The organism is Sorangium sp. So ce385, assembly GCF_051474135.1.
In the GTDB taxonomy this organism is placed as follows: Bacteria; Myxococcota_A; Polyangia; order Polyangiales; family Polyangiaceae; genus Sorangium; species Sorangium cellulosum_D.
The window spans coordinates 8,743,149-8,765,754 of sequence record NZ_CP150337.1; the positions used below are offsets into that span (position 1 = coordinate 8,743,149).

Annotated in this window: 17 protein-coding genes; 6 read left to right on the plus strand and 11 right to left on the minus strand. The window is 73.6% G+C overall.

Going from position 1 to position 22,606, the window contains the following annotated elements; all coding sequences use genetic code 11:
- Position 1 precedes the first annotated feature (1 nt).
- Positions 2–610, minus strand: a complete 609-nt coding sequence (locus tag WME83_RS31780) for an antibiotic biosynthesis monooxygenase family protein (protein ID WP_437313456.1) — start codon at positions 608–610, stop codon at positions 2–4.
- Positions 611–647: 37 nt separating this feature from the next.
- Positions 648–1,091: a hypothetical protein gene (locus WME83_RS31785; RefSeq protein WP_437313457.1), complete on the minus strand. Its 444-nt coding sequence runs from the start codon at positions 1,089–1,091 to the stop codon at positions 648–650.
- A 372-nt stretch (positions 1,092–1,463) separates the two neighbouring features.
- Between WME83_RS31785 and WME83_RS31790 the strand changes: the two genes are divergently transcribed.
- Positions 1,464–2,663: a patatin-like phospholipase family protein gene (locus WME83_RS31790; protein ID WP_437313458.1), complete on the plus strand. Its 1,200-nt coding sequence runs from the start codon at positions 1,464–1,466 to the stop codon at positions 2,661–2,663.
- 24 nt (positions 2,664–2,687) lie between these two features.
- Here WME83_RS31790 and WME83_RS31795 read toward each other — a convergent pair whose 3' ends face one another.
- A complete protein-coding gene (locus WME83_RS31795) occupies positions 2,688–4,046 on the minus strand; it encodes a GNAT family N-acetyltransferase (protein WP_437313459.1) in 1,359 nt (452 codons plus the stop codon).
- 936 nt (positions 4,047–4,982) lie between these two features.
- On the opposite strand from WME83_RS31795, the gene WME83_RS31800 reads away from it, so the two are divergent.
- Together WME83_RS31800 and WME83_RS31805 are read left to right on the plus strand one after the other, a co-directional pair.
- Positions 4,983–7,706 carry a serine/threonine-protein kinase gene (locus WME83_RS31800; protein WP_437313460.1) on the plus strand — a complete coding sequence of 908 codons (2,724 nt, stop codon included), beginning with the start codon at positions 4,983–4,985 and terminating at the stop codon, positions 7,704–7,706.
- Positions 7,703–8,425 (plus strand): GNAT family N-acetyltransferase, encoded by a 723-nt coding sequence (locus tag WME83_RS31805; RefSeq protein ID WP_437313461.1) that lies wholly within the window; start codon positions 7,703–7,705, stop codon positions 8,423–8,425. The genes WME83_RS31800 and WME83_RS31805 overlap by 4 nt, the downstream gene beginning before the upstream one ends.
- 96 nt (positions 8,426–8,521) lie before the next feature.
- Here WME83_RS31805 and WME83_RS31810 read toward each other — a convergent pair whose 3' ends face one another.
- The 5 genes from WME83_RS31810 to WME83_RS31830 are packed head-to-tail and all read right to left on the minus strand — an operon-like array spanning position 8,522 to position 13,080.
- Positions 8,522–9,256, minus strand: coding sequence for a response regulator (locus WME83_RS31810; RefSeq protein ID WP_437313462.1), 735 nt, complete (start codon positions 9,254–9,256; stop codon positions 8,522–8,524).
- A gap of 27 nt (positions 9,257–9,283) precedes the next feature.
- Entirely contained in the window at positions 9,284–10,819 is a 1,536-nt protein-coding gene (locus tag WME83_RS31815; RefSeq protein WP_437313463.1) for a sensor histidine kinase, read from the minus strand.
- Complete coding sequence (locus WME83_RS31820) at positions 10,816–11,715, minus strand: hypothetical protein (RefSeq protein ID WP_437313464.1); 900 nt, start codon at positions 11,713–11,715, stop codon at positions 10,816–10,818. Before WME83_RS31820 ends, WME83_RS31815 begins: the two co-directional genes overlap by 4 nt.
- A complete protein-coding gene (locus WME83_RS31825; protein WP_437313465.1) occupies positions 11,712–12,443 on the minus strand; it encodes a sensor histidine kinase in 732 nt (243 codons plus the stop codon). The genes WME83_RS31820 and WME83_RS31825 overlap by 4 nt, the downstream gene beginning before the upstream one ends.
- Positions 12,444–12,483: 40 nt before the next feature.
- Positions 12,484–13,080, minus strand: a complete 597-nt coding sequence (locus WME83_RS31830) for a response regulator (RefSeq protein WP_437313466.1) — start codon at positions 13,078–13,080, stop codon at positions 12,484–12,486.
- A 607-nt stretch (positions 13,081–13,687) separates the two neighbouring features.
- Here WME83_RS31830 and WME83_RS31835 point away from each other — a divergent pair.
- Complete coding sequence (locus WME83_RS31835) at positions 13,688–14,752, plus strand: GDSL-type esterase/lipase family protein (protein ID WP_437313467.1); 1,065 nt, start codon at positions 13,688–13,690, stop codon at positions 14,750–14,752.
- A gap of 81 nt (positions 14,753–14,833) precedes the next feature.
- Here WME83_RS31835 and WME83_RS31840 read toward each other — a convergent pair whose 3' ends face one another.
- Positions 14,834–15,646, minus strand: a complete 813-nt coding sequence (locus tag WME83_RS31840; protein ID WP_437313468.1) for a hypothetical protein — start codon at positions 15,644–15,646, stop codon at positions 14,834–14,836.
- Positions 15,647–16,207: 561 nt separating this feature from the next.
- Between WME83_RS31840 and WME83_RS31845 the strand changes: the two genes are divergently transcribed.
- Positions 16,208–20,437: a TOMM system kinase/cyclase fusion protein gene (locus WME83_RS31845; RefSeq protein ID WP_437313469.1), complete on the plus strand. Its 4,230-nt coding sequence runs from the start codon at positions 16,208–16,210 to the stop codon at positions 20,435–20,437.
- A 112-nt stretch (positions 20,438–20,549) separates the two neighbouring features.
- Positions 20,550–21,008 carry a BMA_0021/BMA_0022 family TOMM bacteriocin gene (locus WME83_RS31850; protein ID WP_437313470.1) on the plus strand — a complete coding sequence of 153 codons (459 nt, stop codon included), beginning with the start codon at positions 20,550–20,552 and terminating at the stop codon, positions 21,006–21,008.
- A gap of 1 nt (position 21,009) precedes the next feature.
- On the opposite strand, the gene WME83_RS31855 is transcribed toward WME83_RS31850, so the two are convergent.
- Together WME83_RS31855 and WME83_RS31860 are read right to left on the minus strand one after the other, a co-directional pair.
- Positions 21,010–22,182 (minus strand): amidohydrolase family protein, encoded by a 1,173-nt coding sequence (locus WME83_RS31855; RefSeq protein ID WP_437313471.1) that lies wholly within the window; start codon positions 22,180–22,182, stop codon positions 21,010–21,012.
- A 49-nt stretch (positions 22,183–22,231) separates the two neighbouring features.
- Positions 22,232–22,450 (minus strand): hypothetical protein, encoded by a 219-nt coding sequence (locus tag WME83_RS31860; RefSeq protein ID WP_437313472.1) that lies wholly within the window; start codon positions 22,448–22,450, stop codon positions 22,232–22,234.
- Positions 22,451–22,606: the final 156 nt, after the last annotated feature.

Here is a 22,606-nt window from a genome sequence, read left to right on the forward strand (position 1 = left end):
GCTACCGCGCGCGGGCGTCGCTCTCGTGCATGTGGCGGGCCCCCTCCTCCATCGTCACCTCGTCGGTCCCGGCGGCCTCCCAGTGGGTGACCGCATAGTTCGGCTGGACCAGCTCGTTCACGGCGTCCATCGCCGCCAGGTGAGCGGGGCTCATGACGAACTCGTACATCGCCTCGGCCGACGACCAGACGGCCAGCGTTCGCCCGGAGCCGCAGGACGGCGACTGCGCCAGCTGGATCGCCACGAGGCCGGGCTGAGACGCGAGCTGCGCCTGGATCGCCCCGAAGTACTGCACGTATTTCTCCATCACGGCGTCTCCCGGCCTCGGGATCCCGTAGGTCGCGCTGACCGTGTACGACGAGCCCTCCGGAGGAGGCTGGAGCTCCCCGGTCGCGGGATCGACCCCAGGCCCGCTCAGCGGGTCGGCCTCCAGGTCGGCCTCGAGCACGCCGCCCGTGCACCCGGCGGGGGGCGCGTCGGAGGGCGCGTCGGAGGGCTTTGCGCCGGTGTCGGATCCACACCCCACAAGGAGCGCCGCGAGGACCGCGGCGGCGAGCGCGCGTGAGGGGCGCTGGTGGGTCTCGTTCAACGTACGTGTCGTCGTGGTCATGGTCAGGGTCCTTTCTGATTCGGGCGCTGCGCGGGGCTCAGTCGGCGCGCGAGACGACCCCGAAGACGAGCTCGGGGAACGTCCGCGCGAGGCGGCTTGAATGGAAGTTCGTCCTGCGTCCCATGCTCCGCACCTGCACCGGGGTGCCGGGCGGCGGGGCATCGCCGACCGTGACCGCCCACGTGAGGGCCTCGCCGGCGCGCACGGCGAAGTAGGTGTACGAGCCGGCCGGGAGGCGCTCCTCGACGCGGCCCACGAGGAGCGCGCGATCGGCGGCGGACCGGGAGAGCTGGCCGAGCGGGCTCGCGGCCACCGCCGCGAGGGGCCCCGCCGCCGTGGAAGGCCTGTCGTCCAGCGCCCACGCGAGCGCGAGGAAGAGCGCCGCGAAGACCATGAGACCGAGGAGCGGCTTCACGAGCCGGCGAAAGGCGGATCTCGGCGCAGAGCTCCGCGCCAGAGGGGCAGAGGAGACGAGCGTCATCGGTGACTCCTTGTGGGCGCGCCCCGGCGCCCCTCCGCGGGGCCGCCGCTGCGTTGGCCGAACGAACCTCCGTTCCCGGACGCCCGCGGAACGTTCAATCGACGCCGCGCTTTCGCTCATGGCGGTTCCCCAGGCGCAGAGCGCGGCGACAACGCGTCGCGTCAAATCCGTTTTACGACATGTCCAGGCCGGGGGACGGCGCGGGAATGTGCGGTGGTCCCCTCCAGCGCAGCCGCCGTTCGCACGCGGCTTGCAAAGCGTGTCGCACGCGTCGAGGCGCGTCGACGTGCGTCGTCAGCCCCGGCTGGACAGGGGCCGTGGTTGCAGCGAGCGCCCGCCGGGGAGCCGAGCGCCGTGGGAGGGGGAAACCACATGAAGAGCGCGGTGGTGGACGAGGAGCGCGGCGCCGGGCAGGCGCCCGCTCCGGGGGCCGGGATGGCGCGAGCGCTGAACAAGAAGCTGAACCTCGTGCTCGAGGGCGGCGGCGTGAAGGGGATCGCGCTGGTCGGCGCGCTCAAGGCGCTCGAGGCGCGGATCGCGGAGTTCAACCGGGAAAACGCGCGCGGGCTCACGCTGTCGCTCGACGAGTCCCAGTACGCGGGGACCTCGGCCGGCGCCGTCGTCGCGGCGTTGCTCGCGGCCGGCTACACGCCCGCGGAGCTCGAGACCATCATCGCCAGCACGGAGTTCTCGCGCTTCGCCGACCACGGCGTGCTCGCCCGGATCCCGATCGTCGGCAGGCCGCTCAGCATCGTCCACGGGGTGCTGTGGAAGCTCGGGATGTTCCAGGGAGACTACTTCCTCGATTTTCTGCGATCCAAGCTGCGCGACAAGGGGGTGAGGACGTTCGGCGACCTGCTCGCGGATTACAAGGAGCCCGAGGGGTCGCTCCGGCGATACAAGCTCTACGTCACGGCGTCGGACATCACGCGCGGACGCATGCTCTTCCTGCCCTCCGACCTGAACTGGCGGCAGTATGGAGTCAGCCCGGACGAGATGGATGTGGCGCTCGCCGTGCGCATGAGCATGGGCGTGCCGTTCGTGTTCCGGCCCGTGACGACGATCGGGGAGAACGGGGTCGTCAGCTACCTCGTCGACGGCGGTCTCCTCAGCAATTTCCCCCTGGAGGTCTTCGATCCCAGCATCGCGCGGGACGAGCCGCTCCCGCTGGAGCGGCCCGCGACGGTCGGCATCCGCATCCTTCGCGACCGGTACCACAGCATCCGGTACCCCGGGAAAGCGCTGCGGGCGGTCTACGCGCTCGCCTCCACGGCCGTCGAGGCGCACGATTACCGCGTCTCGCGCAACGCCGTGGACGAGCTCAAGTGGGCGAGGGCCATCGAGGTCAACACGGAGGCGGTCCCGGTCTTCAAGTGGGACATCTCGCAGCTCGAGAAGGAGATCCTCTTCAACGAGGGGTACCAGGTGACGTATCGAACGGCCACCGCGGAGTACCTCGAGCGGCTGCTCGACGTCGACGAGATCCTCCGCGAGACGTACCGCGCGGCCATGGGCGGCGGAGGGCGCGCAGAGCGGCCAGTCGATCTGCTGCAGCACCTCCGGAGGCCCTAGGGAGGCGCCGCGGCGCGCGGCGCGCTACGGGGCCGGGGCGTGCACCGAGCGCGCGGCCTCGCCGCGGCGGGCGGCCTCGCCCGGGCGCGCGGCAGCTCCGGGGCGCGCGGCCCCGCCGGGGTGCGCGGTCTCCGCCTCGTCGAATGCCGCGCTCGGCGCCTCGACCTGCGCCGCCGGGGCCGGCTCTCCCCGCAGGAGCCGCCGCACCTTCTCCCTCAGCGCGAAGCGATCGAGGCCCTTCCTGATCAGCGCGGCGCCGGACCAGCAGGCCGCGTGCGTGACGTACGGGACGACCATGGAGGCCGACTTGCGGACCAGCCGGACGGTCAGCTCGTCGTAGGAGCGCGTGGAGAACAGCCGCTTGTACTCGCTGTCTCCGTAGCCGAAATCGAGCGTCCTCGGGACGCCGTCGGCGCACAGGTCCTCGAGGATCATGAGGAGCAGGACGGTGCCTGGCTGATACGCCGCCCACGCGGGATCGTAGCCCACGCGCTCGTAATAATAGGTGCCCTCGTCCAGCAGCCCGATGACGAAGGCGACAGGAGCGTCGCCGTCCAAGAGGAGGTAACCGCGCAGCCAGCCGCGCTCCGCGAACGCCTCGAGCTTGCGCAGCGCGGCCTCTTCATCGACCGATTGTCCGAGACACCGGCCCTGCCAGCTCCGCGCCGCGACGATCCCCGCCTGCTCGAGGAAGCGCGGCAGCTCTTCCTTCCGCGTGACGCGCTGGAGCCTCAGGCCGTGGGTCATGGCGCCCCGGAGGCGCTTCACCTTGTACCTCAGCGTCCGGCGCGTGCGGCCGCTGAACTTCGCGAGGTAGGCCTCGAAGCTCCCCGGCAGGTCGACGAGCCGGCGCGGCGTCACCCCGGCCAGCGTGTCGACCCAGAACTCCCGGCGCACCTGCGGAGAGCTCTGGAGGAGCCGCAGGAGATCGGACGCGACCGGCAATCCCTCGATGAAGATCATCTGGTAAGGCACCTCCGCGGAGAGGAACGCCTGGAGGAGCGCCTCCTGCTCGGCCGGCGCGTCCGGCGCGAGCCAGTCGGTCCCGCAGAGCACCGCCCGCCGGACCGGGAACGCGCCCACGGACAGGTAACCGAGGCGGCAGCGCCAGGTCCACTCCTGGAGGAGGAACGGCGCCGCGCCGACGAGCGTCCCGCGCTCGAGGTCGAACAGGGCCGCGACCATCATGCCCTCCTCCCCCGCCCCCCCCGACCCCGCGCCCCCCGACGAGCGTGTCCGGGCCATCTCCTCTGCCTCGATGGCGATATGCTCCAGTCGATGTTGCAGCTGCCGCTGCGCCTGCGCGTGACGGCAGCGCTCCCACACGGCCGCGAGCTCGGCGAGCTCCGCCCTCCTGCACAGGATTCGTGTCTGATACCGCATAGGGTCCCCCTCCCCTGGATCAACAGCGCTCGACGCCCAGCGCGGACGTCCCGCGCGCACCCCGGTCGCGACGGCGAGAGCCATCGCGCGTCGAGGCGCGCCGGCCGCTCGGCAGATCACGGCGCGATCGAGCGCGCCGGCCACGTCCAGCCACCCCCTCGATCCCGTTCTAGACACCGAGAAAACGCCAGCGACGAGCGCGGCCCCGGCGCTGGCTCCGGCGCGAAGGAGCGCCGGGCCGAGAGGCCTCAATTCATGAGAGAACGCACGGGGTACGCCGCGTGGCAACGACAGGCCCTGTCATTCGCGTCGTTCACGTCGTCGATGTCGTCGACGTGAGTCGCCAGTGACAGAAGCCTGATGTTTATCAGGAAAGCGAGTATATGTCGGAGCAGACATCGCGCAAGGGAAAGCGCGGCTTTCTGGTGCGGGCCTGTCAGCGCATCAGCGCATCAGCGCATCAGCGCATCAGTGCATCAGCGCATCGACGTGAGATTCCTCGCTCTAGACCACCGGCGCCTCGACGTCGGGCACGGACGCCGAGCTGTCCGGCCCGGAGCGGACCGCGCTGAGCTCCGCCACGGTCGAGGCCGTCGACCGCCACCAGCCCTGGCATGACCGGAGGCTGCCCACCGGCGGATTCCAGATCGATGAAGCAGCCGGTGCCGACGAGCACCGGCGCCAGGCCGGCGGCGGCAAGGATACGAGCCCCAATCACCGGCGAGCGCGGCTCCGAAAAGCGGCCGGTCCCGGAGCCCGCGCCCGAGCGCGCCCAGGTGAGCGCCTGCCGCCCCTCGCGCCGCCCCTCGGCGCGAGATACCCATTGATAAGGATGCCTAACGAAGTCATCCATGCGCGCCGCGCCGGCTCCATGACACGATCGCGCCGCCCCTCCGCCTTGCCAGCCCCTCGGGTGACGGTGCATCCTGCCCACTCATGCTGCCCGGCAGGCTGCTCGACGACCGCTTCGAGCTGGCGGAGGTCGCCGGCTCCGGAGGGATGGGCACGGTCTACCGGGCCCTCGATCGCGCGAGCGGCGAGGTCGTCGCGGTCAAGCTGCTGCGCAGGCTCGACGCGCGCGCCGAGGCGCGCTTCCTGCGCGAGGCCGCGGCGCTGTCCCGGCTCTCGCACCCGCACATCGTGAGGTACGTCACGCACGGCGTGGCGCCGACGGGGGAGCCGTACCTCGCGATGGAGTGGCTCTCCGGCGAGAGCCTCGCGGACCGGCTGTCACGGCAGGAGCTGCGCGTCGACGAGAGCGTCGCCCTCACCCGGAGGGTGGCGGACGCGCTCGGCGCGGCGCACGCCCGCGGGATCGTGCACCGCGACATCAAGCCGAGCAACCTCTTCCTCGTCGACGGCGCGCTCGATGGGGTCAAGCTGCTCGACTTCGGGATCGCGCTGCTCGCGGACGCCACGTCGCGCCTGACCGGGACGTCGGCGGTGGTGGGCACGCTGGGCTACATGGCCCCGGAGCAGGCGCGGGGCGACCGGGAGGCGCTCGACGGGCGCGCCGACGTCTTCTCGCTCGGCTGCGTGCTGTTCGAGTGCCTCACCGGGCAGCGGGCGTTCCGCGGGCAGCACCTGTCGGTCGTGTGGAAGCTGCTCCTCGAGGACTCGCCGCGGGCGCGGGAGCTGCGGCCCGATCTGCCCGAGGCCCTCGACGCGCTCCTCGCGAGGATGCTGGCCAAGGATCCGTCGGAGCGACCCGAGGACGGCGCGGCCGTGGTGCGCTGCCTCGAGGCGCTCGGCGCCCTGGAGGGGAGCGGCGCCCCCTCGGCCCTGCCCCCGCCCGCGGCGATCTCCCTGCGGGAGAGGCGGCTCGCCTCGGTCGTCGCGGTCCGGTCCGCGCAGCCCTCGTTCTCCGCGACGACCGAGTCCCTGGACGCGCACGCGCCGCCGCCGGGCACGCTCGCCGCGGTGCGCCGCGCGGCCCTGACGCTCGGCGCTCAGGTGGTCGAGCTCGGCGACGGGATCGTGGCGGCCGTCGCGGCGAGCGCGGGCAGCGCGACCGACCAGGCGGCGCTCGCGGCGCGCTGCGCGCTGCAGGTCCGCGCGCTGCTCCCCGGCGCGGCGGTCGCGGTGGTGACGGCGCGGGGCGAGCCCATGGGGGGGTCGCCGTTCGGCGAGGCGCTGGCCCAGGCCGCCGCGCTACTCGACGCGGCCGCCGCGCCCGCCCGCGCGGAAGGCCGGCGCGAGGGCGTCGTCGTCGACGCGGCGACGCAGGCCCTGCTCGACGCGCGCTTCGAGGTCGTGGCCGAGGGCGGGCTCGCGCGGCTCGAGGCGGAGCGCGAGATCGGCGAGGGAGCGCGCCGGCTCCTCGGCGGGCCGAGCCCCTACGTCGGGCGCGAGCGGGAGCTGCAGCAGCTGCTCGAGCTCGTCGACGACAGCTTCACCGAGCGGCGCTCCGCGGCGGCGCTGGTGACCGCGGCGGCGGGCATGGGCAAATCGCGCCTGCGCCGCGAGGCCGTCGAGGCGCTGCGCCAGCGTCACCCCGGCGTGGCGCTGAGCGTCGCCCGCGGCGACGCCCTCGCCGGGGGCGCCGCGCTCGCGCTGCTCGCCGGCGCGCTGCGGAGCGCGCTCGGGTTCGCCCCCGGCGAGGCGCCGGCCGCGCTGCGGAGCGCGCTCGGGAGCGCCCCCGGCGAGGCGCCGGCCGCGCTGCGGGCCAGGCTCGCGCAGGCGCTCGGGTCGCTGCTCGAGGGCGAGGAAGGGCGATCGACGGCCGCGTTCCTGGGCGAGCTGCTCGGCCTCCCCCCGCCGGACGAGCCCCCGGCGGCGCTGGAGGCCGCGCGGCGCGACCCGGCGCGGATGGCCGAGGAGATCCAGCGCGCGTACGTCGACTACGCGCGGGCGGTGACGGGCGCGCGCCCCATGCTCGTGGTGCTCGAGGATCTCCATGGGGGAGACGCATCGTCGGTGGGGATCTTCGACCGAGCGCTGCGGGAGCTCGGCGATCGGCCCTACGCGGTGCTCGCCTTCGCCCGGCCCGAGGTCCACGGGATGTTCCCGCAGCTCTGGGCCGAGCGGGGGCTCTCGGAGCTCCGGCTGCGCGAGCTGCCCGCCCGGGCGGCCGAGCAGCTGGTGCGGAGCGCGCTCGGCGCGTCGCTCGCGCCCGAGGACGTCGCCGCGCTCGTGCAGCGGGCCGCGGGCAACGCGTTCTGCCTCGAGGAGCTCGTCCGGGCCGCGGCGGAGGGGCGCCGCGCGCCGCCGGAGGCGGCGCTGGGGCTCGTGGAGGCGCGCATCGCCGCGCTCGGGCCCGAGGCGCGGCGGCTCCTGCGGGCGGCGAGCGTCTTCGGGGAGGTCTGCTGGGCCGGGGGCGTGCGCGCGCTGCTCGGCGCGCCGGCGCAGGGGCCGATCGAGCGCGCGGCGTGGGCCGAGCTGCTCGATCGCGAGATCCTCGAGCGCCGGCCGGGCTCGCGGTTCCCGGATGAGGAGGAGCTCGCCTTTCGCCATGCGCTCCTGCGGGAGGCGGCGTACGCGATGCTCACCGATCGCGACCGGGAGCTCGGCCACAAGCTCGCCGGCGCGTGGCTGGTCAGGGCCGGCGAGGAGGATGCGGAGGTCCTCGCCGAGCACCTCGCGCGGAGCCGCGAGACCGGGCCGAGGAGCCCGGATCGGTCGTTGGGGTGGAGCGACGGCCGTGGTAGGGGCGTCGCATGAGCGCAGGGTGGGACTGGGCCGAGCCGATCCGACGGAAGCACTTCGGCGCGCCGCTCGGCGGCCGCTACCCGCTCGAGCGGATCGACGGCGGCGAAGCGTACTGGGCGCTGCACGAGGCCGAGATGCGCCGCCATTTCCCGCCCGAGCTCTACTTCAACCTCGCGGCGCTGTCCGGGGAGGAGGGGACCCGCGCCCGCGCCCGCCTGGCGTCGTCGGAGGGCGGCCGGCGCCTCGAGGACTTCTGGGTAGCGCGCGACGGCGAGCGGGTCGCGGCGATGTTCGCGGGCCACCAGAAGGACGCCGAGACGTACCGCATGTGGCACTCGATCGTTCACCCCGATTACCGCCGGCGCGGCCTCTACGGGGAGATCGTCCAGCGCATCCTCGCCTACACGCGCGAGCTCGGCTTCGACTACGTGGTCAGCGAGCACGCGCCGAGCAACAACGCGGTGCTCATCGCCAAGCTGAAGGCGGGGTTCCGCATCGTCGCCATGGAGATCGACGCCGCCGTCGGCCCCGGGTTGAACCTCAGGTACTTCCACAATGAGGCGCACCTCAGGGCGTACGAGTTCCGCTGCGGGCTGGCCCGGCTCGACGAGCGCCTCGTCGGCGCCGGATACGGCGCGATGCCGCTCCTCCAGGAGCAGCTCCAGCGCAGGCCGGCCGCCGAGGCGCAAGCCCCCGAGGCGCCGCCGCCGTCCGGCCGGCCGGCGGGGTGACGCGGGGCCGCGCCCCGGGCCGGCGCGGGCGCCGGGCACGCCCGCGGCCCCGTGCGCGGGCCGCCCGCCGGCCTGGCAGGGCGGCGCCGCGGCGGCTCACCCGGGCGCCGCGTCGCCCCGGGCGCGGGCGATGGTGTGGATGAGCTCGCGCGCGTCGAACGGCTTGCGCAGGCACGTGTACCCGCCCTGGCTCATGATCGCGCCCACCATCTCCGGGACCGAGTGGCCGGTCATGGCGATCACCGTGACGCGCTGCTTCAGCCCCCGCATCTGCGCGCACGTCGCGACGCCGTCCTGGTCGGGCATGACGAGATCGAGCACGCAGACGTCGACGCGCCGCTCGAGGACGTGCTGGACCGCGGTCCGCCCGTCATGGACGGCGTGGGCCGACAGCCCCGCCGCCCGGAGCACCGCGACGATCGAGTCGGCGACCTTCGGGATGTCGTCCACCACGAGGACCGCCGGCGCGTCGACCGCGCGAGCGACGACGCGCGCCAGGTGATCCATCGAGAACGGCTTGTAGATCACGGTGTAGACGCCCTCCGTGATCGCCTCCTCGATGAGCTGCTCGAGCGCGAACGCGGTCATCAGCACGACGGTGAGCTCCGGCTGGATCCGCTTGAGCTCCCGGAACGTCTCGACGCCGTTGAGCCCGGGCATGCGGACGTCGCTGAGGACGAGCGTGAACGCCTGCTGCTCCGCGAGCTCGAGCGCGTGGACGCCGTCCCTCGCCTCCACCACCTCGTACCCCTCGAGCTCGAGGTTGGCGGCGAGCGTCATGCGCATGCCCTCCTCGTCGTCGACCACGAGCACGCGTTTGACCTGCTGCATGGACCCCTGCATGGCTCGACCCCCCTGTCATGTGCCCTGCGCCCCGGAGGGCGCGGCGATGGGCTCCGCGGCCGTCGCGGCCTCGCGCGCCGGCACCCGGACGACGAAGGTCGCGCCGCCGCCGGGCTCGCTCGTCGCCTCGAGCGTGCCGCCGTGCCGGCGGGCGATCCCGGCGCTGATCGCCAGGCCGAGGCCGGTCCCCTTCAGCTTGGTGCTGAAGAGCGGCTCGAAGATGTGGGCGAGCGTGTCCGCAGGGATGCCCGTCCCGTTGTCCGCGACCGAGAGCGTCAGCCCGTCGCTCCCCCACGCCGCGGCGACCCGCACGCGCCCCTCGCGCCCGGCCGGGATCGCCTCGGCCGCGTTCTGGATCAGGTTCACGAGCACCTGCCGGAACTGGTCCCGGTCGAGCTCCACCACGGGGAACGCCGCGGGCACGTCGTTCTCGACGCGCACGTGCGGCGGGAGCTCCACGACCGAGATGGCGTCGTCGACGAGGGCGCCGAGCGCGCACGCCGAGAGCAGCGGCCGCCGCTCGCGCGCGAAGTCGAGCAGGTTGCCGATGATCCGGGCGCACGCCGCGAGCTCCTTGTCGATGATCGAGAGGAACTGCGCGACGCGGGGCTCTCGGCCGAGCTCCGTCGCGGAGAGGCGCTTGCCGAGGTAATGGCTCGCGTTCCGGACGGCGCCGAGCGGGTTCCGGAGGTCGTGCCCGACGCTCGCCGCGAGCTGCCCGACCGCCGCGAGCTTTTCCATGCGCAGCCTGGCCTCCTGGGCGGCCTGGAGGCTCTGCGCCATGTGGTTGAACGCGGCGCTCAGGCGCCCGAACTCGTGCTCATCGAGCTCGGGGAGGCGCAGATCGAGATCGCCGTGGGCGATCCGCCGGGAGCCTTCGACCAGCGCGCTGAAGCCGCGATCGATCGCGCGGAGGAGCCGCCCGAGCAGCGCGACGAGGAGGACCAGCGCCCCGCCGATCGCCGCCGCCCCGAGCGCCGCCACCCGCGCGCGGAGGCGGTGCTCGTCGGCGAGGACCCTGGCGATGTCCCGCTCCGCGTCGTGGACCGCCGCGTTGATGTGCGGGAGGAACCGCTCCTTGTACTCGCGATCGGAGAGCCGCACGAACATGGCGTGCCGATCGCCCGCGCGGTCGTCCGCGACGCGGGCGAGCCCCGCCGTGCTCGCGACGATGTGCTCGAGGCTCTCCCGCATGAAGCGGATGTGGCCGAGCTCCTCCGTCGATTCCTCGTCGCTCTCCCTGACCTCCTCGTCGGCGATCATCCGCCGCTTGAGCGCCTCGATGGCGGCCAGGTCGTGCGCGGCGTCCTCGGCCGCGTCCGCGAGCTCCGCGGTGACGCCGCCGACGAGCGCGGCCTTCGCCGCCTCGTTCATGTAGCGGCTCGCGTCGCTCGCGAGGGTGACGTGCAGCGTCAGGTCCTCGTAGGACGCCTCGGCCCGCCGCTGGAAGATCAGCATCTCCGCGATGGTGAAGTAGAACGCTCCCCCGGCGACGAGGACCGCTGCCAGCGCGACGCCGAAGATGGAGGCCAGTCTGGCTCGAATGCTCATGGGGAGCGGCTCCTGCTTCCGTGCTCCAGGGGTTCATCGCCGCCGCCGGCGAGCTCGATCTCCGTCGTGACGAGGAGCAGGAGCCCGACGTCGGGCGTCTCCCCGGCGAGCCCGAGCTCGAGCGCGGCGCCGAGCTCCAGGCCGGGCGCCGGGTGCCAGAGCACGCCGGACGCGACGGCGAGCGACGCGGCGTCGTCGAGCTCGGCGGCGAGCTCCACGGTCGGCGCCACGGAGCCGACCGGCAGGATCACGGCCAGCGCGACGCCGGGGCTGAGCTCCGCGGCGTCGCGCCGGGCGGCCGGCAGCCGGACCTCCGCCGAGGCGGAGAGGCCCACGTGGACGCCGCCGATCGCCTTGTCGAGGCTCACGAACGGCTCCAGCGCGTAGCCCGGCGGGCCGAGCTCGCGCGCGCCGGCGGGGAGCGCGGCCTCGAGCCCCGCCGACAGCGCGAGCCCGAGCGCCCCGTCGTCGACGAGGTTGACCATCGCCCCCGCCTGGACGGCGCCGAGCCCGGCCGTCGCCCCCCGGTCGTGGCGCACGAGTTCGAGGGGGAGCTCGGCCCCGACCTGGAGGCGCTCGGTGATGCCGAGCTCCAGCAGCAGCGGGACGCCGATGCGGACCCGGCGCCCGTCGCGCTCCCACGCCGGCGCGCTCGTGACCTGCAGCTCGAGCGCCTCCTGCGGGAACGATGCCTCGCCGAGGAACAGCTCCTCGACCGGGGGCTGCGCCCGCCCCCCCGCGGCCTCGGCCCGCTCCCGCTCCGGCGGCGCGGCCGCCGTCGACGCGGCCAGGAGCAGGCCCAGCGCGATCCCGGAGCGCGCGCGCCGCGACGCGGTCGCCGCCGCCGGCTTCCAGGCGGACGGCGGGCGCCTCGGGCGCGCTCGGCCCGCGCTCACGGCGCCGGCTCCGGGCTGGCGCCGCCGGGCTCCGGCGGGGCGGCGAGCGGCAGATCGATGACCGCCGAGGTGCCGCGCGACCGCGGCTCGAGGGCGAGCGTGCCGCTGTAGCGCCGGGCGACCCGCCTCGCGATGTTCAGCCCGAGGCCGAAATGACCCGGCTTCGTCGTGTAGAACGGGCGCAGGATCGCCTCGCCGTCCACCTCGCAGGCGGCGCCCCCGGCGTCCGTGACCTCGATCAGGTACCGCGCGCCGCTCGCGGCGCCCTGCACCGTGACCACGCCGTCCCCCGGGGTCGACTCCACGGCGTTCTCGATGAGGCACCTCACCGCCACGGCGAGCTCGATCGGGTCCGCCTCGACGTCGCCGTCGTCGGCCGAGAGCTCGATGCGGGCCCCGGACGCGCCGACGCGCGCGCACGCCGCCGCGCGCCGCACGCAATCGGCCGCGCTCACGCGCGCGCTCCGGCGGGTGAAGACCCGCGCGGCGTCGACCGACTCGTCGAGCCGCGCGCTCGCCGCGATCACCTCTTCGTCGATGATCCCGAAGAACTCCGCGATCCTCGGATCCGCGGCGTAGGCCGCGTCTCCCGCGACCTTTCGCTTGATGTAGAACGACGCATTGCGGACGATGGCAAAGCGGTTGCGCAGGTCGTGGCGCAGCACGGACAGGATCTCGTCCGCGACCGCGGCCTGCTCTGCTGCGCCCAGGGGATCCCAGCTGATCATACGGTTCCTCGTCCCTCCGCCCTCGGCGCCGGGCGCGACCTCATCGGCGAGAGCGCCCCGGGGCGCCGAGCGCCGCGGGGTCGGCCCTCGTGACCTCCGGCCCCTGCTGCGGCCCGCGCGCCGTGGACCCGACCGCCGCGCGGGCGCCGAACCTCGAGGTGGGGGGCGCGGGCGCGGAGTCCGGCGGCGAGCCGGCGTCGGGAGGCTCGCAGGAGACCATCTCGCCCCCGGCGGCCGCCCCCGTCGGGCCCGACGATCCGAGGGAGTCGGTCATCGAGTGGACCGACCGCTTCATCTCGGCGAGGCGCGAGAGCTGCAGCACGATCCCGATGAGGCGGTCAGGGTCGAACGGCTTCAGGATGACATAGTTGTGGCTGCCGTTCATGGAGCGGATGTACTCGTCGGCCCCGGTGACGAGGAGGCAGCTCGTGTACACGGACATGCCCGACACCCGCCGGAGCAGCTCGTCCCCCTTCATTCCAGGCATCAAGAAGTCGGAGCAGACGAGGTGGAACCGCCTCGCCTCGAGCAGCTTCAGCGCGTGCTCTGCCGACGAGCAGGTCACGACATCCACGTCCGTCGACAGGACAGCGGCGATGCTGCGCAGCGCCCTCTCCTCGTCGTCGACGACGAGCACTCGATACCTTCGTCGCGAGATGAGATGGACGTCGCTCTCGTCCGGCCCCTGCGAGAGTGTGCGATGAGCTCTTAGAGACATGGGCACAACTACCGTCTCCTCTGGCTATCGCGCGGCGAAGCCTCGTACCGCTGCGTCGCGGGCGTACGAGAGCGCGCTTGGTGATTCCTGCTGTCCCGTGCGACGCCCCCCTTCGGCCAGCGTCACCCCTTGGTAAAGCTACGTGACAAATTCCGCGTCAGTCAACGGCATAATACTGCCATTTACGGCTCGCGGCGGAAGCGTGGATTCTGTTCGGAGCGCCAGCGACTTGGCCCATTTCCGTCCGTGCACCGCCGTGCGTCGGGAACGAACCCCGGCGCTCTCGATGTCTGCTCACGTCTCGTCACCTCGTCTCTCCCCGCAGCGCAACGGTTCGTCCATGTCGAGGGGCGGCCGCGGAGCGCCGGAGCTCGCACGGGCTCGATTCCGACGCTGTTTCAAAAATGCGGCGACGAGGCCCTTGGAGCGCGCCTTGGTGGGCAGCCCCGAGGAAAAAGCGCCCGTCAAAGCGCCCGTCCGTGATTGATTGGAAGGCGTCCAGGACACAGGGATGCAGGAGGAAGGCATGTTCATGCACTTGGACTTACGATCTGCCGCTCGTCGGCGGGCGGCCCGCGCGTCGGGGGTCGCGCTGCTCGCCCTGGCCTGTTGCACGGATGCGGAGGGCTCGGGCGGCGACCCCGGCGCTGGGACGGGAGGAGCGGGCGGGGGCCAGCCGCCGGGAGCGAGCAGCGCGAGCGCGGGCGCCGGGAGCACGGCGGCTTCGTCGGGCGCCGGGAGCACGGCGGCTTCGTCGGGCGCCGCTGGCGGCGGCGGCACCGGCGGCGGCGCGCCCGACGGCGCGGGGGGCTCGGGCGGCGCGCCCGGAGGCGGCGGCGCCGGCGGAATGGAGCCGCTGCCGGACACCACGATCTGGATCGCGGGCGACTCCACGGTCGCCAACGGGCAAACCCCCTGCCCGGCGGGCTGGGGCGGCCAGATCGCGGCGCTCTTCGACGAGCGGGTCACCGTGGTGAACAGCGCGGTCGGCGGCCGCAGCGTGCGCACGTGGCTCTACCACGTGCAGAGCACCATGGATAGCACGGGGGAGTGCGCGCTCGAGCGCGACGCGAGCGGCGAGCCCGTGCTTCAGGACAGGTGGGTTCGGATGCTCGACGGCATGAAGGCGGGCGACACCCTGTTCATCCAGTTCGGCATCAACGACGGATCGCGCACGTGCGATCGGCACGTGGGGCTCGACGCCTTCAAGAGCAGCTACGGGATGATGGCGCGCGCCGCGCAGGAGCGGGGCGCGCATCCCGTGTTCGTGACGCCCGTGAGCGCGATCGCCTGCAGCGGCAGCACGGCCCGGGGGACGCGCGGGGAGTACGTGACCGCGACCCACGAGGCGGGCGAAGAGCACGGCGTGCCGGTGATCGATCTCCACGAGCGCAGCGTCGCGCTCTACAACGAGCTCGGCTTCTGCCCGGTGCCCGGGGGAGACGTGAGCGCGACGACCGGAGGGCCGGTCGGCGAGTTCTTCTGCGATGATCACACGCACTTCTCGCGCTCCGGCGCGGAGCGGATCGCCAGGGTGGTCGCCGACGCCATCCGCGATCAGGGGCTCGGCCTGGCCGCGTACCTCCGCTGAATCGGCGCCGCCGCGCCGGATCGCGCCGGGGCGCCCCCGCGCCGCCCGGGCCGCGGCGCGGCGCGGCGCCGCGGGGCGCCCTCAGTAGCCGATGTCCTCGCGGATGGCGACCACCATCTTGCAGTGGTTCACGAGATCGTCCGTCGTCTCGACCTCGCTCGTGTAATTGAGACCGTACGGCCAGAAATGCTGGTTGTCCGCGTGCACGACGTCGCTGTCGTTCCCCGTGATCGCCCTGAGCTGGCTCGTCGCCGCCTCGCCCGTGAAGACGCCGTCCCTCACCATCGCCGCGAACTCGAAGCTGCCGACCCCCAGCGTGTGGGAGATCTCGTGCATGGCGGTGATGTAATTCATCGAGCTGAACGCGCCGAACCGGATGGATCCGTTGACGTTGCCGTCGGCCGTCGCGACCGACGGCACGTAGGACACCGACAGGCTCTTCTCGATGCTCGTGTAACAGTTGTAGTGCGACAGCGCTTCATCCATGGCGCTCGTGATCATGGCGTACGCGGACTGCTGCTCTGCGGTCGGCGCGGGGGCCATCGCGAGCGTGTAGGTGATCCCGCCCATCCCCACGCAGCCGTCCCCAGCGCCGCCCTCGCCCCCGCCCGCGCCGCCCTCGCCCGCGCCGCCCGTGCCCGCGCCGGCGCCGCCCGTGCCCGCGCCGCCCGTGCCCGCGCCGCCGCCCCCGTCCGCGCCGGCTCCCGCGCCGCCGTCGCCGCCCGCGCCGCTGCTGGCCGAGGTCTGCCCGACGGACGCCGCCGCGCCGCCGCTCCCGCTGGCGACGGCGCTGCCGCCGGCGGCCCCAGGGCCGTCCCCGGATCCCGAGCACGCGATCGGAAGAGCCGCCGCGAACGCGAGCAAAACGATGTTCGTCGCCAGTTGCCTCAGCATGCCTCGCACTCCTTCAAGGGACCTCGCGCCGTCGCTCACCGGCCGTGGGGCGCTCGCGGCGCACCTCGCGACAGGTCGCCGGCGGAGCCGGCGCCATCGCCCTCTCACCGGCGGCGTCAGGGGTCAATTCGCTGCAGATCGAAGCGATGGACTCGATAGCTCCAGCAGAACATTCTCGCGACCTCGGACAGCGCCGAACGAGCTCCGCCGCCGCCGGGCGAGCGGCGCTGCGCGCGCTCCCGTCCGCCTCTCCGCCTCTCCGCGTGCCGCCTCTCCGCGATCTCCGCCCCGAGGCGCCGGACGGGCGCGGGCGAGATCCAGAGTTTGTTCACCAGGCGCACCGGAACCGGACGGCCATCGACGGACGTCCACGGGTCCACACCTTATATGAGCTACCGTGAACAGCGAGGTCGGCCGTGGGACAGCCGCAACGACGAGGTCGACGGCCGCCGTGCGCGAGCGCTCCATCGGCCAGGCGAGCCGTTCGGCGCCGCGCTCCGCGCCTCCCGGGGCGCGCCCGCTCGGCCGGTCCCGCGGCGCCGCCCGGCGGAGGGAGCGGCGATGACCCCGACCGCGATCGCCCCGGGCGCCGTGTTCCAGGAGCGCTACGAGATCGTCTCCGCGCTGCGGGAGAGCGGGTTCGCCGACGTCTACAAGGGGCGCCAGCTCGCCACCGGACAGATGGTGGCCATCAAGGTCATGCGGCCGGCCCGGGGCGGCAAGCCCGCCGACGTCGCCCGGCGCTCCGCCCGCTTCCACCAGGAGACGCGGTTCTGCGCGCAGCTCCACCACCCCAACATCGTCCGGCTCATCGACGCCGGCCAGACGGACGAGGGCACGCTCTACACCATCTTCGAGTTCGTGCCCGGCAAGAACCTGGCAGAGGTGCTGGCCGAGGAGACCGCCCTCGATCCGCCCGAGGCGCGGCACCTGATGCTCCAGGTCCTCGACGCCCTCGGCTGCGCCCACGGGCAGAGCGTCGTCCACCGCGACCTCAAGCCCAGCAACATCATGATCGTCTCCACCGGCGCGCGCCGCAACGCCTTGGTGCTCGACTTCGGCATCGGCGCGCTCATCGCCGGCGCCATGGAGGGCGTCGACGCGAAGCTCACCCCGAGCAACGAGATCCTCTGCACGCCCGCCTACGCGGCGCCGGAGCAGCTCCTCGGACAGCCGGTGAGCGTGCGATCGGACCTGTACGCCTGGGGGCTCGTCTTCCTGGAGTGCCTCACCGGGCGGCCGGCGATCTCCGGCAGGTCGCTGCAAGAGGTGCTGTTCCGACAGGCCAGCTCCGAGCCGATCCCGATCCCCGCGGCGCTCCTCGGGCACCCGCTCGGCACCCTCCTCAGGCGCGCGACCCTGAAGAACGTGGCCGAGCGCGTCGCCACCGCCTCCGGCCTGCTGCGCGAGCTCGAGGCCTGCGACGTGGAGGGGCTGAGCCGCGAAGATTTCGTGGCGCGCGCGCGAGGGCTGGCGTCGGCGCCGGAGCCGGACCCCGGCGCGCCGGACGAGGGCCGGTGGGCCTACGGCGCGAGCGCGACGACGCCGCTCGACCGGCCCCCGCGGGAGGGTCGGTCGACGCGCAGCGACCGCGCGGCGGCCGACACGCTGCCCTCTCCGGCGACGACCCGGCTGGAGGACACGCCCTCTCCCCTGGACGGGGAGCGCGCCGGCGGCGCCGGGTGCCTCGACGCCGAGCGGCGGCCCCTCACCGTGGTCTGCTGCGCCTTCACGACCTCGGGCCCGGGCCTGGAGGGCACCGACGTCGAGGAGCTCGACGATCTGCTCGGCGAGCAACAGGACGTCTGCGACGAGATCGCCCGCCGCCACCGCGGGCGCTTCGCCGGCGCGCTGGGGGATCAGATCCTGCTGCATTTCGGCTATCCGTCCGCGCAGGAGGACGACGCCCGGCGCGCCGCGCGCGCGGCGCTCGAGATCGCGGAGGACGTCCGCGCGCGCAGCGCGCGCCTCACGGCGACGCGGGGCCTCGCGCTCGAGGTCCGGATCGGGCTGCACACCGGCCTCGTGGTCGCCGGCCAGCCGCAACGCTACACGCAGCACCTCGGGACGACGCCGCGGATCGCGGCCCGGCTGAGCGCGCTCGCGGCCCCGGGCACGATCGCGGTGAGCGGCGACGCCTTCCGGCTGCTCCGGAGCCGGTTCACGTTCGAGCCGATGGCGTCGCGCGACCTCTCGGGCGCGGACCGGCAGAGCGCCATCTACCGTATGGGGCGCGAGATCCCGCGCTCGACGCAGGACCAGGACACCGCGGGCCGCGACACGGAGCCGCTGATCGGCCGGAGCCAGGAGCTCGAGCTCCTGCTCCAGCGCTGGAGCCAGGTCCGGCAGGGCATCGGGCAGAGCATCCTCGTCACGGGCGGGCCCGGGATCGGCAAATCCCGCCTGACCTGGGAGCTCGCGCGGCGGCTCCACGGCGACGGCCACAGCTGCCTGGAGTGCCGCTGCACCCCCGACCGGCGCAACAGCGCGCTCCACCCCCTCATCGAGCTGCTCGAGCGGCTGATCGACCCCGGCCGGGACGACGCGCCGGGGCGCCGGCTCGCCCGGCTCGAGGCGCTCCTGTCCCGCCGCGGCTTCGATCTGGCGGAGACGGTGCCGCTGTTCGCGGCGCTCCTGTCGATCCCCCTCGACGCGCGCTACTCCGCGCCTCAGGACCCGCCGCCGCGGCAGAAGGAGAGGACGCTCAACGCGCTCGTGACCATGCTCTTCGCCATGGCCGAGGAGCGGCCCGTCCTGTTCATGATCGAGGACCTGCACTGGGCCGATCCGACGAGCCTGGAGTGGCTCGGCATGCTGATCGTCGACGTGCCCTCGGCGCGGCTCATGATGCTGCTCACCGCGCGGCCGGAGTTCTCGCCGCCCTGGTCGACGTCGGGCATGCTCCAGATCCAGCTCGGCCGCCTGGATCGCGAGCACGTCGAGCACATGGTCGCGCGGCTCACCGGCGGCCGCTCGCTGCCCGAGCCGCTGCTCGGGCAGGTGGTCGACCGGACCGACGGCGTCCCCCTCTTCGTCGAGGAGCTGACGCGGATGGTGCTCGAGTCCGGGGCCCTCGTCGACGAGGGGGACCACTACACGCTCTCCGAGCCGATCTCGGAGCTGGCGATCCCCTCGACGCTGCGGGGCCTCTTGATGGCGCGCCTCGACCGGCTCGGCAGGGCGAAGGAGACCGCCCGCATCGCCGCGGTGCTCGGGCGGGAGTTCAGCCTCGAGGTGCTGAGCGCCGTGACCACGCTCGACGGCGAGCTCGTCCAGGAGGATCTCGATCGGCTGATGGCCGCGGACCTCATCCACAGGAAGCGCCGGCTGAACCACCCGACGTACCTGTTCAAGCACGTGCTCATCCGGGACGCGGCCTACGAGTCGCTCTCGAGGCGGAGCCGGCGGAGGCTGCACGCCTGCGTGGCGCGGGCGATCGAGGAGCGCTTCCCCGAGCTCGTCGCGGCGCGGCCCGATCTGCTCGCGCACCACCACGCCGCCGCCGAGCAGAAGCAGCAGGCGATCGCCTACGCGGAGATCGCGGCGGAGCGCGCGCTGAAGCGGCCGGCGAACGCCGACGACACCGAGGCCATCGGCCACGTGAGGCAGGCGCTCGGCTGGCTCTCGGCCATCGCGGACGACCGGGAGCGCGCGCTCGCCGAGCTGCGGCTGAACAGCCTGCTGATCATCGCGCTCCTCGACCGCCTCGGGTACATGCCCCGCGAGCTCGAGGCGGCGGTGAAGCGCTGCGAGGAGCTGATCGACGCGTTCGGGGACAGCCCGATGACCGCGCCGACGCTGTGGGCGATGTTCTGGTACCACAACTTCCGGAGCCATCGCATCGAGGCGCGCGCGCTGACGGAGCGGATCCTCGGGATGGCGACGCGATCGCAGGACACCCGCCAGCGGGCCGCGTCCATGGTGGTGCTGGGGACCTGCTTGTTCTTCGAAGGAAAGCTCGCGGAGGCGCGCCCGCACCTCGCGCGCGGCGTCGAGCTCTACGATCCCGCGAATCGGGAGCACGTCTCCCTCTATGGCTTCGATCCGAAGGCCTGCGGCCAGTACACGCTCGCGCTGCTGCTCTACCTGATGGGCTCCCCGGCGCAGGCGTTCGCGCACGGGGAGGCCGCGGTGGCGTGGGCGCGCGAGCTCGATCACCCGAACACCCTCGGGATGGCGCTGCTCCACCTGGCAGGCGTCCATCATTACGGCCGCCAGCGGGAGAAGGTCGCCGCGCTGACCGACGCCCTCATGGAGCTGACGAGGAGCCATCACCTCTGGTTCAAGGAGCTCTGCTGGGCCCTGCACTCCTGGGCGCAGCGCGACCTCGAGAAGCTGAGGCAGGACGTCGAGGCGATCCGGCACACCGGCCAGACGATGGGGTTGCCCTACTGGCTCTCCCTCGTGGCGGAGATCGAGGCCGAGCGCGGGCAGCACGAGGCCGCGGTCGAGCGGCTCGCGGGCTGCTTGGGGCTCGCCGCGGAGCTGGGCGAGGTCTACTACGTCCCGGAGCTTTACCGCCTGAAGGCGCTGTCGCTCCGCGCCCTGGGCGGAGGCGCGGAGCAGGAGAGCGAGCGCTGCCTGCGGGAGTCGATCGCGATCGCGCGCGGGCAGGGCGCGCGGACGATCGAGCTGCGCTCGACGCTCTCGCTCTGCCGTACGCTCGCGCGGCAGGACCGGCGCGACGAGGCGCGCGCCCTGCTCCCGGAGAGCAGCGGCTGGCCCGCCGAGTGCGCCGATCTGCCCGAGTTCGCCGAGGCGCGAGCGCTGCACCAGGAGCTCGGCGGTTGAGCTGCCGCGGCGCCCTCTCGACGCGAATCCCGCGCCGGGGCTCGACGGTGCGGGGCGGCGGCTCCATGAACCATGCGTGCCAGAAGCGCCCGCCACCGCGATGGAGGCAGCCATGTTTTCCCGTCAACCCTCCAATTACCTGCCTAGGACTTCGGAGACCGAGAACATCCCCGCGCAGCTCGGCGGCGCCCCCGTCGAGGCGCCTGCCGGGGGCGAGCGAGGCGCGGCGGAGGACGAGCTCCAGGCGCTGGAGTCGGCGTGGCTGCGCGCGGTCGCGCTCAGCTGGGAGGACCCGGCGCAGCTCGCTCGGTTGAAGAGGGATCCGCGGGAGTTCTTGAGGGTCTGTTGCGGCTACGCGCTGCCGCCGGGGATCGAGCTCACCGTCCGCGAGGCGCGGGAGCCCGGCGCGCCGAGCGGCGAGGGGTGGCGCTTTTGCGAGCAGCGCAAGGGCTGGGATCTGTCGGCGGGCGTCATCACGCTCCATGTCCCGCCGGCGCCGGAGCTGCTCGATCGCCCGGTCGCGCTGGCCGAGCTCGCGAGCGACGCGCAGCTCTCGGTCCTCATCTGCTGAGTCATTCCTCCATCCCGTAAAACCGGGCGCCGTTGTCCCAGAGGAGCTTGCGGAGCGCGTCGCCGGGGAGCCTGCCGCGGAGCGCGAGCGCCCGCTCCACCATGCCCGCGTCGTGGTCGATGTGCGGGAAGTCCGTCCCGAAGATCGCGCTGCCCTCCCCGAGCCACGGGATCGCCTGCTCCAGGAGCGGCTCGTCCGGCTCGATCTCGACGAAGCACTGGCGGCGGAAATACGCGGACGGCTCGCGGCGGACGTGCGGCGCGACCTCCTCGGCCAGGCCGCGATACTCGATCTCGTCGAGGCGATAGAGCCAGTAGGGCAGCCACCCGCAGCCGGCCTCGAGGAAGGCCACCCGCAGGCGGGGGTGGCGCTCGAGCACGCCGCCCTCGATCAGCGCGAGCAGCGCCATCATCTGCTCCATCGGGTGCGAGCACGCGTGCAGGGCGAAGCGGCTGCGGAAGCGATCGGCGCCGGCCGCCGGAAGGGAGGCGTGCGCGCCCTCGTGGACGGCGACCGCGATGGAGCGCCGCTCGCACTCGGCCCAGAATCCCTCGTAGGCGGGGTCGCCCAGGGTCCGGCCCGCGACGGGGTTCGGCCGGAGCACGACGGCGCGGAAGCCGAGCGCCGCCGCCCGCGCGAGCTCGGCCACCATCTGCGCGGGATCGTGGGGGCTCATCAGCGCGACGCCCCGGAGGCGCCGGGGCTCGTGGTCGCAGAAGCCGCGGAGCCAGGTGTTGTAGGCCCTCGCGAAGGCGCTCGCGAGCGCCGGCTCCAGCGGGGCCATGCCGAGGAGCATCAGCGCGAGGGTCGGGTACAGGAAGGCCACGTCGATGCCCTCGCGGTCCATGTCCTCGATGTGCGCCTGGGGCAGCTCCAGGGGGCCGAGCCGCGCGAGCTGCCCGGAGCGCCGGCGGCTGGCCGAGGCGACCGCGCGCCACGTCCGCGCGCTCGTCCGGTGAAGGAGCGGCCGCCCGTCCATCATCGGCTGCGGCGGGAGCGAGAGCAGGCCCTCCGGTCCGGGATACGCCACGCGGTCGGCCAGCGGCTCGCCCTCGCCGACGTACGCGAGGTACGGCGCGTGATCGCGGAACTCCGGCTCGAGGTGGGCCTGCCACAGATCGAGCGGCTCGGTGACGTGGCGATCCGCGTCGAGGATGCGATAGCCGTCGCGCATGGGAGGTCTCCTCGGCCGAGCGCGGCCTGGATGCAGAGGGGCACCGGGCTCAGGCCCCCTTCCCGGTTCGCCCGGTCGAGCCCCCGAGGCGGACCGGCACATCGTGGAGCCCCCGGCCCGGAGCGTGGCGCCCGCGGAGCCTGAAGCGCTCGCGCTCGCCGATCGGGAGCGCGGCGTCGTTGTCACCGGCGGGCTCGACGCGGAGGTGGTGCTTGAATTGCAAGATGCGCCACTGGAGCGACATGAACACCCAACCCCGGTGAACCATCTGGTGCGTCGCGGCGCGCGGGAGACGCCCGTGGCGGTGCGCAATTCAGCGTCAGCGAGCGCCTGCCCGCGGGGCGGGCGGGCTCCGCCCGGTGCGCGTCGCGGACGCGGGCGGCGCGGCGCCCGGACCCGGGACAGGATCTTGTGAGAGGGGGGT

Bases quoted from the DNA above. Each gene is read 5' to 3' on its own strand.
- WME83_RS31840 (WP_437313468.1), bottom strand. From the start codon at position 15,646: ATGCTGAGGCAACTGGCGACGAACATCGTTTTGCTCGCGTTCGCGGCG.
- WME83_RS31785 (WP_437313457.1), bottom strand. From the start codon at position 1,091: ATGACGCTCGTCTCCTCTGCCCCTCTGGCGCGGAGCTCTGCGCCGAGA.
- WME83_RS31860 (WP_437313472.1), bottom strand. From the start codon at position 22,450: ATGGTTCACCGGGGTTGGGTGTTCATGTCGCTCCAGTGGCGCATCTTG.
- WME83_RS31810 (WP_437313462.1), bottom strand. From the start codon at position 9,256: ATGCAGCAGGTCAAACGCGTGCTCGTGGTCGACGACGAGGAGGGCATG.
- WME83_RS31855 (WP_437313471.1), bottom strand. From the start codon at position 22,182: ATGCGCGACGGCTATCGCATCCTCGACGCGGATCGCCACGTCACCGAG.
- WME83_RS31815 (WP_437313463.1), bottom strand. From the start codon at position 10,819: ATGAGCATTCGAGCCAGACTGGCCTCCATCTTCGGCGTCGCGCTGGCA.
- WME83_RS31850 (WP_437313470.1), top strand. From the start codon at position 20,550: ATGTTTTCCCGTCAACCCTCCAATTACCTGCCTAGGACTTCGGAGACC.
- WME83_RS31845 (WP_437313469.1), top strand. From the start codon at position 16,208: ATGACCCCGACCGCGATCGCCCCGGGCGCCGTGTTCCAGGAGCGCTAC.
- WME83_RS31795 (WP_437313459.1), bottom strand. From the start codon at position 4,046: ATGCGGTATCAGACACGAATCCTGTGCAGGAGGGCGGAGCTCGCCGAG.
- WME83_RS31805 (WP_437313461.1), top strand. From the start codon at position 7,703: ATGAGCGCAGGGTGGGACTGGGCCGAGCCGATCCGACGGAAGCACTTC.
- WME83_RS31780 (WP_437313456.1), bottom strand. From the start codon at position 610: ATGACCACGACGACACGTACGTTGAACGAGACCCACCAGCGCCCCTCA.
- WME83_RS31800 (WP_437313460.1), top strand. From the start codon at position 4,983: ATGCTGCCCGGCAGGCTGCTCGACGACCGCTTCGAGCTGGCGGAGGTC.
- WME83_RS31790 (WP_437313458.1), top strand. From the start codon at position 1,464: ATGAAGAGCGCGGTGGTGGACGAGGAGCGCGGCGCCGGGCAGGCGCCC.
- WME83_RS31825 (WP_437313465.1), bottom strand. From the start codon at position 12,443: ATGATCAGCTGGGATCCCCTGGGCGCAGCAGAGCAGGCCGCGGTCGCG.
- WME83_RS31835 (WP_437313467.1), top strand. From the start codon at position 13,688: ATGTTCATGCACTTGGACTTACGATCTGCCGCTCGTCGGCGGGCGGCC.